The organism is Clostridium arbusti SL206, from assembly GCF_000246895.1.
Lineage (GTDB): Bacteria > Bacillota > Clostridia > Clostridiales > Clostridiaceae > Clostridium_I > Clostridium_I arbusti.
Window position 1 is genome coordinate 1 of record NZ_BAEV01000092.1, and the last position, 15,585, is coordinate 15,585.

A 15,585-nucleotide genomic window follows, 5' to 3' on the forward strand; every position below is an offset into this window, starting at 1 on the left:
GAAGCTTAGTATTGTTGTGTTACTAGATAATTTAGTAATTATGTAAATTTTCTAGTTTTTTTGATTTAAAACCTTTCTCACAGTTTCAAATTTTTATATCTTAAGGCATCTTCAAATAAATAACTAGTCAGTATACTAGTCTATTATGAATTATACTACGTTAACAGAACCTTCTGATAGCACCACTATCATCAGAACCTGTTTCCTTGTATAATTCAAAATATACGTCGCATCTTTGACTTGTTATTTATTTTCACACGCCTAATATAACTGAAAAATATTGTTAAATATAAAACTTAAAAAAATATCGAAATATAATTGATAAATAGCTAAAAATATGCTATCATAATTAACATATAAGTAAACAACGTGTTGTTCATTGATAATGTAGTGAAAGTATTACTTTTATAGTGTTAAATTATATTTATTCGGAGGTGTAGTATATGAGTTTTATGAAAATTAGTGATGAAGCTTATGATGAGTTTAAGAGCTTTTTAGTAAATACTAATGTACAAGATTTTAGTTTGAGAATAACTTATTTGGGAAGAAATTGTAAAGAAGTAACTTTTAATCTTGATTATGGAGTAAAAAATGATAATGATGTTTCAGAAAAAGTTAAAGATATCACTTTCATTATTGATAAAGAATCACTAGAGGAATTTGAAGGATTTGTTATTCTATCTAATAATGAAAATAAAGGACAAGGTCTTGAATTAAAGGCTGTTAAACTTCCTGAAAGTCCTTGTGCGGCTTGTCCAGGTTGTTAATTTTTATATTTATCTAAAATTAATTAAGATATTTAGGCGATGTTTTAAAATATTTATTTTAAAACATCGCCATTTTATTTTTTTATTATAATAGGTATATATATATTTAGTTGATGGTTTTTAATTAAGGCACATTCAAATAAATAACTAGTCAGTATGCTAGTCTATTTTGAATCCTACTACGTCAACAGAACCCTCAGATAGCTAACTATCTGAAGAACCTATTTCCTTGTAGGCTTCAAAATATACGTCGCATCTTTGACTTACTATTTATTTTCATATGCCTTACAGTAGGAGTAAGGAATTTATAAAGTAAATACAAATTTATTATTATATATGAATATTGTACATTGGTTTAATATAGATATATAATAAAAATGACTTTGACGGGGGTGATTATATGAGACCATTAAAATTAATGGCAACTATTTTACTAGTAGTATTCTTTCTATTCTTATATGCAATGGCGTGCTATTATATTGGTATAAAAGGAATGAATATATTTCCATATAAAAATAATAGGGTTAAAGTAATAATATATTGGATTATATTTTGGATTTTATCAGGTTCATATATTATAAGTATTCTATGTAGAAATTTTTTATCAGTAAATAGTGTGTTTACTTCAATATTTACATCTATTGGGGCTGTATGGCTTGCAATATTTTTTTATTTAATGATACTATTTCCACTTACAGATCTTGTAAAGTTTATATTCTGTAAAACAGGCCTTAAAGGGGAAGGCATTACTTATTTAAGTAAATTATATGGTAATGGAATCTTAATTTTTGTAATAGTTTTTATAATAGTTTCTTTTGGAGTATGGAATGCAATTCACCCTAGAGTTACAAATTATAATATTAACATAGATAAAAATGCGGGAAAAATTAATTCACTTAATATTGTAATGGTTTCAGATGTCCATGCTGGTATAGGTGTAAAACAAAATGGTATTGATAACATGATTAGTTCAATAAATAGTCTAAAACCTGATATAATTTTCTTTTGCGGTGATATGGTAGATGAAAGTACTAGTAGTAAATTGAAACAATACCTTGGAGCTTCTTCAAAGAATATAAAATCAAAATATGGAGTATATTCAATTACTGGTAACCATGAATATATTCAAGCAAATTTACCAGAAACCATTTCATATTTAAAATCAGGTAATGTAAAAACATTAGAGGATACAGCAGTAAAAATTGATAATAGCTTTTATGTAGTAGGAAGAAATGATCCGGCTAGTGTATCTATAACAAAAAAGCAGGTGAAACCATTGAAGGAAGTATTAGAAAGTGTAGATAAATCTCTTCCCGTCATAGTATTAAATCATCAACCTATAGGTTTAGAGGAAGCTGAAAAGGAGAAAGTAGATTTACAACTTTCAGGGCATACACATAAAGGTCAATTTTTCCCTAATAATTTCATTACAAAACTTGTGTATGAGGATGATTATGGATATTTAAAAAAAGGTGATTTTAATTTAATTGTTTCTTCAGGTTATGGAACCTGGGGGCCACCTATAAGAATTGGAACAAAGGGTGAAATAGTAAAAATTAAGGTTAATTTTCATTAATATCAATATAGCCATTTTTGATATAATTATACTAAAGAAAGTGGTGAGAAAATGAATATAGAAGAATTAGGGAAAATAATTTTTAAGCCATCTTCCAGTTTGATGCAAAAAAATGGTGAAGATATTTTCAAAGATGGATTGGTTTCTAATATTAAGGGTAAAAAAATAGATGATATATACCATATTTATGGTGAAGTAATAGATGCTGTTAATTATAATAAGTTTAAAACTCATATAAAGATAAATTTAGAACAGAAGAAATTAAGTGGTTTAAGTTGTAGTTGTGATGATTTTAAAAATGTATCTATGTATAAAACTGAATTTATGTGTCAGCATTTAACAGCAACGGCATATAAGTTTTTAAGTTCACTACATAAGAAAAAATATAGACAAAAAAATGAATATAAAGAAAAGAAAAAAGCTGAAGTTGCTTTTGATGTAAAAATAAATTGTAGAATAAATAAAGAGGATAATAATTATGAAATAGAGTTTCTACTAGGTTCTGAACACAAGTATTTGATTGCTGACTTAAAAGGTTTTATTGATAAATATGATAATAACAAAAATATAATTTTAAATAGCCAATTTACTTATAAACCTAAGCAACATAGTATATGCCTTAAAAGTAGGGGGGGTGTGGATTTTATTAAAGAATATATTCATAAAGATAAGAAGGCTATATTGGGAAAGAAGTTGATAATTAAAGGAAAAGACCTCAGGAGATTTTTAGAGATTGTTGGTGAGAAAAAAATTCAATTCAAATATAATTCTATAGAATATAAAGTAAATATTTTTAAGGAGAATTTACCTTTAAGTTTCACATTGAAGGAAAAAGGAATATATTTTGCACTAACAACTCATAAAAAATTACCTATACCTTTAAATATAAATAGAGATGTATACTTTTTTAAAAGACATATTTATTTACCTTCAGTCCAGCAAGTTAAAAGGTATAGTGAACTGTATAGTAAATTTCAAAAGAACAATGAAATTTTGTATAATAAGACTATAGGAAATTATAATAATATTATTTTATTACTTGATAATATTTCTAGTGATATTACTATTACAGAAGGTGTAAAAAAATTTGGGCTAAGTTCATTAAGCTATGAGTTTAGATTTTATAAGGAAGAAGAAAATATATATTGTAGTGTATATGCAAATTATTACAAAGATAAAATCAATATACTAGATTGTAAAGAAAATGAGAAAAACATTATAAGAGATATTCATGAAGAAGAAAAAATGCTTATGAAGCTTGAATATTATAAACTTATTAGAAGGCAAAATAGAATGCTATTCATTGGTGAAGATGAAGATCTATTTAATATAGTTGCCATGGAAAAGACAAGTAAAAATTCTCTAGGACATGTCGTATTAGGAAAAGGTTTAGAATATATAAAGATATATGACTCGTCTTCAATTGGCATAGATATACAAGAGAATAATGAGGGATTTAAACTTAATTATGATATTGGAAACATAAAAGGCAGAGAGTTGTACAATGCTTTTGAAAGCTATAAGACAAAGAATAAATTTTATAAGATTAGAACAGGTGTATTTATAGATTTACAAGATGAAGGTGTAATAAGTTTTCTCAATTTAATAGATACATTACAGTTTAAAAACCAGGGGGAGAGTTCTCTATATATAGATAAAAATAAAGCTTTTTACGTGTATGAAAATTTAAAGAATAAAAGTTTTAGATCTTTTACAGGATTGGATTTATTAGAAGATCTAGAAAAAGAGTTAGATTACAGAGCGCATAGAGAAATACCTCTGCCTAAAGAATTAAGAGCCAATCTAAGACAATATCAAATTGATGGTTTTAAATGGTTTGAAAATTTAAATGACTTAGGATTCGGTGGTATTTTGGCAGATGAAATGGGACTTGGAAAAACAGTGCAAACTATAGCCTTTCTTATATCTGAAAAGGGGAAAAAAGCATTAATTATTACTCCAACTTCATTAATATATAATTGGAAAGATGAAATAGAAAGGTTTGCTCCCAGGTTAAGGGTTGGAGTTGCACATGGAAATATGACTAAACAGGAAAAATTAATAAATGAATTACAGCAGTATGATGTGATTTTAACTACTTATGGTACTCTAAGAAATAATATTAGTATTTATGAGGCTGTGGATTTTGATCATTGTATAATTGATGAAGCACAAAATATAAAAAATCCCATAGCTCAAAGTACTATGGCAGTTAAAAGAGTTAAATCAAAGACAAAATTTGCACTAACAGGAACACCTGTTGAAAATAATTTAACAGAACTTTGGTCCATATTTGATTTTGTAATGCCGGGATATTTGTATTCTAAGGAAATTTTTTATGAAAAGTTTATTTTTAATAATGAGGAAGGATTAGAAAATCTTAAGCTATTAATAAAGCCCTTCATACTTAGAAGGATTAAAATGGAAGTTATAGAGGATTTACCAGATAAGATGGAGAAGAAGATGTTAGTTGAAATGACTTCAGCTCAGAAAGCTATATATAATACTTATATAAGAGATATAAGAGAAAAGATGAAAAATAATTCAGAGGCTAAAATAGAAGTTTTTTCTTATCTAACAAGGCTTAGACAAATATGTTTAGATCCATCTCTTGTAATTGAAGAGTATAAAGGTGGAAGTGGAAAGGTTAATCTTGCGCTGCAATTAATAGAAAAACAGATAGCTAACAATGGAAAATTATTATTATTTTCTCAATTCACTTCTGTTTTAAATAAAATAGGCCATGTTTTAAATGAAAAGGGTATTGAATATTTTCATATATATGGTTCAACTAATCCAAAGGAAAGAATTAAATTAGTAAATGAATTTAATAATGGAGATAAAGTCAAAGTATTTTTAATTTCATTAAAAGCTGGAGGAACTGGTCTAAATTTAACCTCTGCAAATTTAGTTATTCATTTTGATCCATGGTGGAATCCAGCAGTAGAAGATCAAGCAACGGATAGAGCTCACAGAATTGGTCAGAAAAATATAGTTGAAGTAATTAAATTAGTTTCTAGAGGAACTATAGAGGAAAAAATCATTTTGCTTCAGGAAAGTAAAAAACAATTGATTGATAGTATTATTACAGGAGAACTTAAAAATAGTAATATTCTAAATAAACTATCAAAAGAGGAATTGATTCAGCTTTTTAATAGATAATGATATTTATAGTAAGTGAGGATAAGATATAAGGATATGTGCACTATCCTAAGTAATGTCATGATATTTAATAAGAAAATTCTGTATTGCTAACAATATCTAGTATGTGATTAAATATATATATAGTAAGTTATAAATTAGGTATATTATTTAGGAAAAATAAGGTTGGTGATGCATAATGAAAGAGATAAAGGATTCAAATAAAATAATATTTTTTGATATAGGTGGAACTTTAGTAGGTGCTCCAAATTTATTTAGTTATATAGCAGAAAAGTATGAGGATTCACGAAAAGATGATATTGCCAAAGTAATAAGTGAAAATTATAATGAAATGTATTCCACCACAAATGAAAATGAATTTTTAAGTGTAAAGCAAATGTTAGAAATGACGCTTAAAAAGGTAGCTTTAGAATTTGGAGTAAAGGACTTAAGTGATTCAGCACATGCTTATTATGAAGAATTATATACTAACCAGTGTTATCTTTATGCTGATGTCATAAGTGTTTTGAATATATTAAAAGATCATGAAATAAAATTAATTGTATTTAGTAATTCTGATTCAGATGTCTTAATTGATGAGTTGAAGACTTTAAATATATATCACTATTTTAGTGAATTTATAATATCAAATGATGTTAAATCATATAAACCATGTAATGGAATAGTTAATAGGGCATTAGAACATTGTGGTGATATTCCAAAAGAAAATATATTTTTCGTTGGAAATTCAGATGAGGATGTTTTAAGCGCTGAAAAGATGAATATTACATCAGTTTTAATTAAGAGGTGGGATAAGAATATTAACGTACAAAGTGATTATACCATAGATTCTTTACAGGAGTTATTGAAAATAGTAAGTATTTAAAAAGAGTATAAGGGTGACTTTAAATAAATTTAAAATAGCGATAAATAATGTGGGGGGATGGATATGAAGAAAAACGAAGTATTCACATTGTTTGACAGGGCATATGTAGAAATGTATAAGGAAGAACATGGAGAAAAAGAAACAAAAAAATATTCAGATAATATTTATAAAGAAATTTATAAAAAAGTTTCAAAATACAATAAAGAAGATTGGAAAAATATCAAAGAGAAGGCAAACTATATATATGAAGATATAAGTATTTTAATGGATAAACCTCCTTCGCATAGAAAAGTGCAAGAAGCTGTGGGAGATTTAAGACAATATTTTAGTGATAGTTTTTATGATTGTAATTTAAAGATGTTTAGGGGAATTGGAAACTTATATATAAATGATGAAAATTTTAGAGAAAATATTAATAAAAGGAAAAGCGGATTAGCAGAATTTATAAAAGAAGCTATAGATATATATTGTAATTACCTAGAAAATATATAATTGCTGTTTCCGGTACTTGCCGTTGAGGCGAAACAGCAATTACAATAAGAAAGGCTCATGCGGTAGATATACTTAGTAATTAAAATAAGAGAAATTGTTTGTAAACAATTCAATGGTAAAAAATTGTTGATTTATTTAGTGCTTCTTAAAAGTTGAGGATTTAATATAGTACTTAATTCTGAAAGAGGAATTTTTATCAAAGGTATTTCAGAAGCAGTTGGAGCAATTTGATTAAAACTAAAAAATAGTACTAAATTATTGTTATCTAAGTAATAAGGTTGGTCCTCAGCTACACCTTTAAAATTACTTGCTGTATTTGGAAAATAGTCTTGAGGATTTGACTGTAGTATAGACCTTACCTTAGTATTTAATGTTTCTATATAGTTTGAACCAGGTTTAAATAAAGAGCGTAAAGGCATAGAACTAGCATTTTGTAAATTATAGTTATAAGATGTTCTTATATAGCTATTTCTGCCATTGATATATTGTTGATATATTAGAGAAAGGCTTAAAATATTATTTTTATTATAAGTTATGCTGTAATTATTTGAAATTTGAAATGGAACAATGGGCTTACCAGCAGATTGAAGGGTTTTTGCATTTTCATCAGCTGCTTCTTCCATTTGGCTTTTAAATTCCAAAATGTCACTTTTAATATTGCCATTAATGTAATTTAAAACATTGGGGAGCATATCTCCCTTTAACACTGGAATATTTAAGTATTCATGTATTTTATTATTTTGTGAACTCATTGTCTGAGTAGTAGAAGTTAAAGTTTTTGTTGTATCGTTTCTATACATATAATATTGTGGATAATAATTTTCTGGAATTTGAAAAATATTAAAACTAGTATATTCTTTATGTTCATGTTTCATAGTATTTACCCCCTTAAGGCATCTTCAAATAAATAACTAGTCTATACTACGTTAACAGAACCTTCTGATAGCACCACTATCATCAGAACTTGTTTCCTTGTATAATTCAAAATATACGTCGCATCTTTGTCTTGTTATTTATTTTCATATGCCTAAACTACTAATTAGAATATGTGGTAACTATAATAAAGTTACTTTTTAGGATAATAAATTTTATAAATTGGAGGAATATGTATGTCACACACTAAGACAAATGCAATGCGCATTTTAGATCAGAAAAAAATTGAATATAATATTATTACCTATGATAGTTCAGATGGTAAGATAGATGGGATTTCAGTAACTACTAAACTTGGAGAAGATCCCAAATTTGTCTATAAGACATTAGTACTTCATGGTAATAGTAATAATATATACGTATTTGTTACACCGGTTGAGGATGAAATAGATTTAAAGAAAGCTGCAGTAGTGGCAGGAGAAAAAAATATAAAAATGATAGCTGTTAAAGATATAATGAAACTAACAGGATATATAAGAGGTGGTTGTTCTCCTATTGGTATGAAAAAAAACTATAAAACTTTTATAAATAGTAGTGCACTAGATATTGATAAAATTATTGTTAGTGGTGGAAAAATTGGTACACAAATAGAACTTTTCACGGAAGATCTTGCTAAGATTACAAATTCTGAATTTAATGATTTTATAAAGCATTAAGGCACATTCAAATAAATAACTAGTCAGTATGCTAGTCTATTTTATTAAAGAGAAATAAAGATTATTAATAATAGGCTGTCCATTATAGTGTGGACAGCCTATTTCGTTATTTAATATTAGTATTTGTTATCATTCCAGAAAGTGCATCTACATGATTTCTATCCTCATTTAACATAGAATCAACTAGATTTAAACTATCTTTATCTAAATCTCCTTTTATAATTTTAGAAGCAATCTTTATACCCATATACTCACCATGATGAGCTTTTTTTAAATAATCAACAGGATCTTTTGTACCTATATCTTTAATATTTGACATAGTTTCTACAACTTTACCTGTTATACCAACACTGGATACAGGATTGCCACCTAGGGTTTGTATCCTTTCAGAAAGCTTAATGGCATGTCTTTTGTGCTCCTTTTGTATTTTTTGAAGTTCAGCTTTTATAATAGAATCAGATATGTTTTTTATATATTTTTCATAAGAATCAATAGCCATATATTCGCCTTTTAATATGGCATTTAATTCACTAATACTAGTACTTTTTTCTTTTTTATTTAGATTTGAGACATCTGGAATATCATAAGTATTTTCCTTTTTATTAATAATATTTTGCTTAGTTTTTCCAATTGGCATATTAAACACTCCTTTCTATTGATAATATGCTCCAATGATAAATAACTTATGTTATGCAAACATATATAACAAAGGAGAATTTTTCATAAATTTAATTAAATATATAAAAATAAAAATGCTAATGATGTACAAACTAATATTAAATCAATTAAAAATTTGATATTTAAATATTAGGAGGAATACTATGGCTGCTTATTCTAAAATACTTTTAATAGGTCATGAAAGTAAAGATGGATTAGAAGATATATACCTAGAGATTTTACAAGGTGAAGGCGAAAAAAGATGGTATGAAGCAAAATATGATGAAGAAAAAATAAATCGTTTAGGTAGTGTAAGTTCTGTAATCCCAGTGGATAGAGATGATCCTAATTCAATTTTAGATGCTTGTATAGCTTTTGCACCAAAACTATTTGAAGATTGTCCATCATTAAATGACGTAAAAAGTGAGCTTAAAGGCAAAAATATGATAGATTTTTCAACGGGAGATAATGTACCTAAGTCTTGGAATAAACTTAGAGAAGAGGCAAAAAAAGATTTAAAAGATATACACATATATGAAGCTAGTATAAAAAGACATAAATTATTGTCTGAAAATATTAATTGATATGAGAATTTAATAAAAACTTAGAGGCTATACATTAGTATTTCCTCTAAGTAATTTTATTCTTGTATTATTTATAAGCATTTGTTTTATTTCACTTATCAATGGGCAACGAGGATTTGCTATAGTACATTGATTATTAAAAGCTTATTTTATTATATGATGAAGCTATTTTAATTATAGTTATTTTAAAGATTCAATACCTTTAGTCATGGTTAATTTGTAGGCTAAAAGACTCAATATTGAATATACAACAATTAATATTATAAAGGTTGAAATCAAACTTAATTTTAAGAATATAAAGGGAATAATGGTAATAACTCCGATTATAATTAGGAAAACTATTAAAAGAAAACCATTGAAGTTTTGTTTTACTGCTTTTACCTCATTGTCCCAATCAAGTTTTGGGAAGCTTAAGTCTATAAATATTCCAAGAAAAGAGTAAAAGATTATTCCTAATATAGATATAACAATAAGCATTACTAACATAAGTATACTAATTTTAAATATTATAGCACCTATTATTAGCATCAAGATATCAGCTATAATGCTTATTATAATTCCTAAGATAACTTTAGCTAAAATTTGAGTTTTATATGATACTGGTAGATAGTGTAATATAAAAATCCCATCTCCTTCTCTGGATATTGCTGTAGGGCATATTAAATTAAAGCTTGTAGTAGCTATTAGAACTGTGGAGGCTATAACTAAAAATATATGATTCATTGGAAAATTAAAGCCTTTAGACAGCTCTCCATTACTAAATAATATTATTAGGAGCATTATTGGCGGAAGAATAACTCCTCCAATTACGCAATTTTGTAAGTAAGCAGGGGTTCTAAGTAATAATTTTAATTCCTTTATTGTATAGGACTTTAGTTTAGAACTCTGCACTGAAGATTTATTTAATTCTTTATCAGAGAGTTTTTTACCTTTTGAAGTACTTTCTGACATTCCAATAGCACCTTTAAAATATAGCCCTTGCGCAGCCACAACAAATATAATGAGAGCAGCTATTGAAATTATTAGAAATAATAATATATTTAATAGGCCATTAACACTATTTGAATTAAGTAAACTAAAGGCTGCTAATTTGGCAGTAGGAAAAGCATTAGTTGCATCATTTATAGTATTACTATTATCTTTAATTGAAGTAATAAAAGAATTTGGGCCGTTAATCTTTCTTATAAATATATTTATAAGTACTGCGAACGCTATACCAAACATTCCAGATAAAAATTTAAATCTATCTTTGTCTTTAACTATATCTGTAAAAGCCATAATTATGATACTAATTAATCCACAAATTATAATGGGTATTATTGGCAGGATTAAAAATATTATTATACTATAAATAGCAAAAATAATATTTCCTACTTTATATCCAAAACCTATAAGAGTAGGCAGAAGGGTTATGAGTTCCACAAAATATTGGAATAGCATAACAATAACAAGTTTTGCACCAAGTATTTCATAGGGTTTTAAGGGTAGAGGAATTAGTGTATCTATGTCTTTACTAAAATAAAATATGCTCATAATGTAAAAGAATCCAAATACAATCATTGCAACACAAGAAAAAGTTATAGTAGAAGTTAACAGCATACCTTGAAGATTAAGCTTTGCAAGAATATCGTAGGATGCAATAGTAGATCCTCCAAACATAAAGGCTAAAGGTAAAAAACAAAGTATCAATAATATTATCATACCAAGTTTCTTTTTATTATTAAAGCCAGATTCAAAGGGGTTATCACTATTTTTAAGTAGAATTTTAGTTAAAATAAATAATTTATTCATGTCCAGTCATCTCCAAAAACATTTTTTCTAGGGATTCGTTAGTTTTAAAATGTTCTCTCATTTCAGTTAAAGTTCCGCAAAATAATAGTTTACCTTTATTTATTATTCCAACTCTATCACATAGTTTTTCGGCTACTTCTAATACGTGAGTTGAAAAGAATACTGTTTTTCCACTATCGGCATGCTCTCTCATCATTTCCTTTAATGTAAAGGATGACTTAGGATCAAGGCCAGTCATAGGTTCATCTAGAATCCAAGTAGAGGGGCTATGTATAAGTACACCCATAATTACTATTTTTTGTCTCATTCCATGAGAATAACTTTGTATCTTATCTCCAAGGGCAGAGGTCATTTCAAATCTTTCGCTTAAGTTTTTTATTCTGTCCATCCTTATGTCATTAGTAACATCGTACATGTCAGCCATAAAATTTAAATATTCTATTCCTTTAAGTCTTAAAAATATATCTGGATTGTCAGACACATATCCAAATTGTTTTTTAGCTTCAATGGGTTTTTCAGTTATATCTATTCCATTTATTCCAATATAACCGGAGTCTTTTTTTAAAATACCTGTAATCATTTTTATGGTAGTAGTTTTTCCAGCACCATTATGTCCTAAAAATCCAAAGATCTCACCGTCATTGATAGTTAAATTTAAACTGTCTACAGCTTTACTTGTTTTATTATAACTTTTATTTACATCTGTAATTTCAATCATTTATAAATCCTCCTTAATTTTGGTTTTAGCAGGGAAGCATCTTATTATAAAATATTATAAATTTTTATTCTCGTCAAATCTTTATTATAATAGTAAAATTTAGATAATTGAAAGAAAACTAATCATATTCATCGTAAATAGGTGTGTATTAATGTAATAGTACAAAAAACACTGGATATAATGTTGTAATAATTTAAATGAATATTTATATATTAACACAGTTATTGTTTATACAGTAATCTCTGTGTTAATATATTTATTAAATAGTATCTTAATAATGAATATCTGTCATAGGATAAATATAGAGAGGAAGGGTTTATTTTTGCAATCAGTAAAGCTATTGTTAGATGATTATGGATACATAGTACTATTTTTCTCTTTAATACTTGAACTTATAGCTTTGCCTCTTCCAGGAGAAACCCTTATGAGCTATTGTGGTTATCTTGTTTATAAGGGAAAACTAAATTGGGGTATTAGTATAATAATATCAGCTATAGGAACTATTATAGGAATAACTATTTCATATTTTATTGGAAAAACTCTTGGAATAAGTTTCTTTCGCAAATATGGCAATTACATTCATATGGGTCCTAAAAAATTTAAAAAAGTATCTAATTGGTTTGAAGCCTACGGGAATAAGCTTTTAATTATTTCTTATTTTATACCAGGAGTTAGACATTTCACTGGGTATTTTTCAGGGATTACGGACATATCATTTAAAAAGTTTGCAATAAATGCATATTTAGGTGCTTTTATATGGACTTTTTTCTTTATAACTTTTGGTAAAATTTTAGGTGATCAATGGAATAAAATGCATAGCTATGTGAATAAATATATAGTTGTTATTGGTATCATTTTGGTTGCTTTTATACTGATAATAGTTGCCGTTAAATATTATAGATCTAAAATAAAAGATGTAATTTGTAATTTAGTCAATAAAATTTTTAATAGATAAAAATTTTATTGAAATTGTATAATATATAATTTCTTTGGGTATTATACAGTGAGAAAGAGGTGGTACATATGTCAAAAAGAGAAAATACAAAGCATACAGATATAAATAATGATAAAAACACTATAGCTTCTGAAAGTGGATATGAAAAAAATAGACAGGAAAAAACTAAGAAGCATAAATAGAAATAAGAAAATAATAGCAATAGTCTTCTGATAAAGAGACTATTGCTATTATTTTTATACTTGTTGAATTTTCATCATATTTGTTGTTCCTGTAGTACTAATAGGAATTCCAGCAGCGACTATAACTAAATCACCTTTCTTTATATATTTAGCGTCTAAAGATCTTTTTACTGCATCTTCAATTACTTCGTCAGTAGAAGTTAATTTATTTGATACAATTGATTTAACTCCAAAGTTTAAAGAAAGGCTTCTAGCAACTTCTTTGCTTGGAGTAACCGCAACTATTGGACATTTAGGTCTGTACTTTGATACCATCCTAGCAGTATGACCAGTTTGTGTGGAAGTTATAATTGCTGTTACATTGAGTTCTTTAGCAGTGGTGCAGGTAGCTAAACTTATGGCATTAGATACATTTTTAATGCTATTTTCTTTTCTTTTATTCAAGGCATCAGTATAATCTAGATTAGCTTCAGCTTCCTTAGCTATATTAGACATAGTTGTAGCAGCTTCTAGAGGATAGTCTCCATTAGCACTTTCACCACTTAGCATTATAGCATCTGTTCCATCAAAAATAGCATTTGCTATATCAGAGGCTTCAGCCCTAGTAGGTCTAGGATTCCTTATCATTGAATCTAACATTTGAGTTGCAGTTATTACAGGTTTACCTGCTTTATTACATTTTTGGATTATCATCTTCTGAATTATAGGAACTTTTTGAATTGCAATTTCAACACCCATATCGCCTCTGGCAACCATTATTCCATCAGAGACTTTAAGTATTTCATCAATATTGTCTACGCCTTCTTGAGTTTCAATCTTAGGAATCACCTGAATTTTTTCTCCGCCATTTGCATTTAGTATTGATCTAACATCTAGAACATCGCTGGCTTTTCTTATAAAGGATGCAGCTACAATATCCACATTTTGCTGGCAGCCAAAAATTAAATCGGATTTATCTTTTTCAGTAACAGCAGGAAGGCCTATGGATACATTCGGAACATTTATACCTTTATGACTTCCAATATATCCAGTATTCATAGCGGTACAATGAATTTCATTACCTTCAATTGAATTGATTCTTAGTTCTAGTAAACCATCATCTACTAGTAAAGAGCCATCTACTTTAACGTCTTTATACAATTCTTCATAGGAAACAGAGCATCTTTCTTGATTTCCAATAAGTTCTTTTCCACATACAAAAGTAAACTTATCATCTTTTTTTAGTAATACTTTGTCATTCTGAAAGTTATGAGTCCTTATTTTTGGGCCTTTGATATCCAGCATAATAGCTACGGGTTTATTGAGTTTCTCTCTAAGTTTTTTAATAATATCCATCTTTTCTTTATGGCTTTCATGAGTACCATGTGAAAAATTAAGTCTTGTTATATTCATGCCTATATTCATGAGCTTTTCTAGAACTTCCTCTGAGTCACTTGCTGGACCAATAGTAAAAATCATTTTTGTTTTTTGCACAATAAAAATCCCCTCTACTTATTAGATTTTATTTGATGACTAGCCTCTGTAATATTCCCATTGATATGATAGGAAAATGAACAAATACAAAATAAAGTTTATTATACCTACTTTTTTTAGCGGGAGATAATAGTGGCACGTCACTAGATAATTCATCTAAACTGAGTGGGAAAACAAAATTCCACTCAGCAAGAGTCATTGATACTTTTAAATATGAAACTTAAAGCTTTGGATAGTGTATATTAAAATATATTGGAATAAGTAGTTAAAATATTGTCAATATACTGGCTAAACTTATAATATCTAGTGAGAAAATACATTGTTATTGGCTTTGTATGTAAAAATTAAAGTGATAATTTGATAAATTAAAAAAATAAAGTGTATAAGTTTATCATAAAACAAATATTTTATATATTCAATAATTAAATTGAAAATTTATTGAATGTTTATTATTTAACAAATATATATTTCATGATTTTGTGTAAAAATAATATATGATATACTAGTCATATTAATAAATTTTGTTTAGAATAATTATTAGATTTAGATAATTTCAAAAGGTAATTATAAATTATAGATTATACAGATTATGTGTAGTTTATGTATAAAACAAGTAAAAATTAATCCGTGTAGTATAAGTCCGCAGGATATAGAGAGGAAGTGGTATCTATGTATACTAATGATACAGTACTTAAAGTTAGATATGCTGAAACAGATAAAATGGGAATTGTACATAATTCTAGGTACTATATATGGTTTGAAGTTGCTAGAGAT

13 protein-coding genes and 1 pseudogene are annotated in these 15,585 nt (G+C 27.1%); 9 read left to right on the plus strand and 5 right to left on the minus strand.

From position 1 onward, the window contains the following. Nucleotides 1–443: 443 nt before the first annotated feature. The 5 genes from RH99_RS14375 (at nt 444) to RH99_RS14395 (ending at nt 6,862) form a co-directional block, all read left to right on the plus strand. Nucleotides 444–767: an iron-sulfur cluster assembly accessory protein gene (locus RH99_RS14375; protein WP_010239643.1), complete on the plus strand. Its 324-nt coding sequence runs from the start codon at nt 444–446 to the stop codon at nt 765–767. 400 nt (nt 768–1,167) lie between these two features. Next, entirely contained in the window at nt 1,168–2,343 is a 1,176-nt protein-coding gene (locus RH99_RS14380; RefSeq protein WP_010239645.1) for a metallophosphoesterase, read from the plus strand. 51 nt (nt 2,344–2,394) lie between these two features. Next, nucleotides 2,395–5,505, plus strand: a complete 3,111-nt coding sequence (locus RH99_RS14385) for a DEAD/DEAH box helicase (protein WP_010239647.1) — start codon at nt 2,395–2,397, stop codon at nt 5,503–5,505. 178 nt (nt 5,506–5,683) lie between these two features. Beyond that, nucleotides 5,684–6,370: an HAD family hydrolase gene (locus tag RH99_RS14390; RefSeq protein ID WP_010239649.1), complete on the plus strand. Its 687-nt coding sequence runs from the start codon at nt 5,684–5,686 to the stop codon at nt 6,368–6,370. A gap of 63 nt (nt 6,371–6,433) precedes the next feature. Then, entirely contained in the window at nt 6,434–6,862 is a 429-nt protein-coding gene (locus RH99_RS14395) for a TipAS antibiotic-recognition domain-containing protein (RefSeq protein ID WP_010239651.1), read from the plus strand. 131 nt (nt 6,863–6,993) lie between these two features. Here the strand turns inward: RH99_RS14395 and RH99_RS14400 are convergent, their stop codons facing one another. Then, nucleotides 6,994–7,737, minus strand: a complete 744-nt coding sequence (locus RH99_RS14400; protein WP_010239652.1) for a DUF4163 domain-containing protein — start codon at nt 7,735–7,737, stop codon at nt 6,994–6,996. A 234-nt stretch (nt 7,738–7,971) separates the two neighbouring features. Here RH99_RS14400 and ybaK point away from each other — a divergent pair, with 234 nt between their 5' ends. Beyond that, nucleotides 7,972–8,451 carry a Cys-tRNA(Pro) deacylase gene (gene ybaK / locus RH99_RS14405; RefSeq protein ID WP_010239654.1) on the plus strand — a complete coding sequence of 160 codons (480 nt, stop codon included), beginning with the start codon at nt 7,972–7,974 and terminating at the stop codon, nt 8,449–8,451. Nucleotides 8,452–8,557: 106 nt separating this feature from the next. Here ybaK and RH99_RS14410 read toward each other — a convergent pair whose 3' ends face one another. Next, nucleotides 8,558–9,088, minus strand: a complete 531-nt coding sequence (locus RH99_RS14410) for a DUF2383 domain-containing protein (protein ID WP_010239657.1) — start codon at nt 9,086–9,088, stop codon at nt 8,558–8,560. A gap of 184 nt (nt 9,089–9,272) precedes the next feature. Here RH99_RS14410 and RH99_RS14415 point away from each other — a divergent pair, with 184 nt between their 5' ends. Beyond that, nucleotides 9,273–9,692, plus strand: coding sequence for a hypothetical protein (locus tag RH99_RS14415; RefSeq protein ID WP_010239661.1), 420 nt, complete (start codon nt 9,273–9,275; stop codon nt 9,690–9,692). A 180-nt stretch (nt 9,693–9,872) separates the two neighbouring features. On the opposite strand, the gene RH99_RS14420 is transcribed toward RH99_RS14415, so the two are convergent. Together RH99_RS14420 and RH99_RS14425 are read right to left on the minus strand one after the other, a co-directional pair. Beyond that, complete coding sequence (locus tag RH99_RS14420; protein WP_010239663.1) at nt 9,873–11,483, minus strand: putative ABC transporter permease subunit; 1,611 nt, start codon at nt 11,481–11,483, stop codon at nt 9,873–9,875. Next, entirely contained in the window at nt 11,476–12,201 is a 726-nt protein-coding gene (locus RH99_RS14425; protein WP_010239666.1) for an ABC transporter ATP-binding protein, read from the minus strand. Before RH99_RS14425 ends, RH99_RS14420 begins: the two co-directional genes overlap by 8 nt. Before the next feature lie 322 nt (nt 12,202–12,523). Here RH99_RS14425 and RH99_RS14430 point away from each other — a divergent pair, with 322 nt between their 5' ends. Further along, a complete protein-coding gene (locus RH99_RS14430) occupies nt 12,524–13,156 on the plus strand; it encodes a DedA family protein (protein WP_010239668.1) in 633 nt (210 codons plus the stop codon). Nucleotides 13,157–13,392: 236 nt separating this feature from the next. Here RH99_RS14430 and pyk read toward each other — a convergent pair whose 3' ends face one another. Continuing rightward, nucleotides 13,393–14,811, minus strand: coding sequence for a pyruvate kinase (gene pyk, locus RH99_RS14435; RefSeq protein WP_010239671.1), 1,419 nt, complete (start codon nt 14,809–14,811; stop codon nt 13,393–13,395). A gap of 669 nt (nt 14,812–15,480) precedes the next feature. Between pyk and RH99_RS19800 the strand changes: the two are divergent. After that, nucleotides 15,481–15,585: pseudogene (locus RH99_RS19800) on the plus strand (acyl-CoA thioesterase); the annotation flags it as partial.

Bases quoted from the DNA above. Each gene is read 5' to 3' on its own strand.
- RH99_RS14375 (WP_010239643.1), top strand. From the start codon at position 444: ATGAGTTTTATGAAAATTAGTGATGAAGCTTATGATGAGTTTAAGAGC.
- RH99_RS14380 (WP_010239645.1), top strand. From the start codon at position 1,168: ATGAGACCATTAAAATTAATGGCAACTATTTTACTAGTAGTATTCTTT.
- RH99_RS14385 (WP_010239647.1), top strand. From the start codon at position 2,395: ATGAATATAGAAGAATTAGGGAAAATAATTTTTAAGCCATCTTCCAGT.
- RH99_RS14390 (WP_010239649.1), top strand. From the start codon at position 5,684: ATGAAAGAGATAAAGGATTCAAATAAAATAATATTTTTTGATATAGGT.
- RH99_RS14395 (WP_010239651.1), top strand. From the start codon at position 6,434: ATGAAGAAAAACGAAGTATTCACATTGTTTGACAGGGCATATGTAGAA.
- RH99_RS14400 (WP_010239652.1), bottom strand. From the start codon at position 7,737: ATGAAACATGAACATAAAGAATATACTAGTTTTAATATTTTTCAAATT.
- ybaK (WP_010239654.1), top strand. From the start codon at position 7,972: ATGTCACACACTAAGACAAATGCAATGCGCATTTTAGATCAGAAAAAA.
- RH99_RS14410 (WP_010239657.1), bottom strand. From the start codon at position 9,088: ATGCCAATTGGAAAAACTAAGCAAAATATTATTAATAAAAAGGAAAAT.
- RH99_RS14415 (WP_010239661.1), top strand. From the start codon at position 9,273: ATGGCTGCTTATTCTAAAATACTTTTAATAGGTCATGAAAGTAAAGAT.
- RH99_RS14420 (WP_010239663.1), bottom strand. From the start codon at position 11,483: ATGAATAAATTATTTATTTTAACTAAAATTCTACTTAAAAATAGTGAT.
- RH99_RS14425 (WP_010239666.1), bottom strand. From the start codon at position 12,201: ATGATTGAAATTACAGATGTAAATAAAAGTTATAATAAAACAAGTAAA.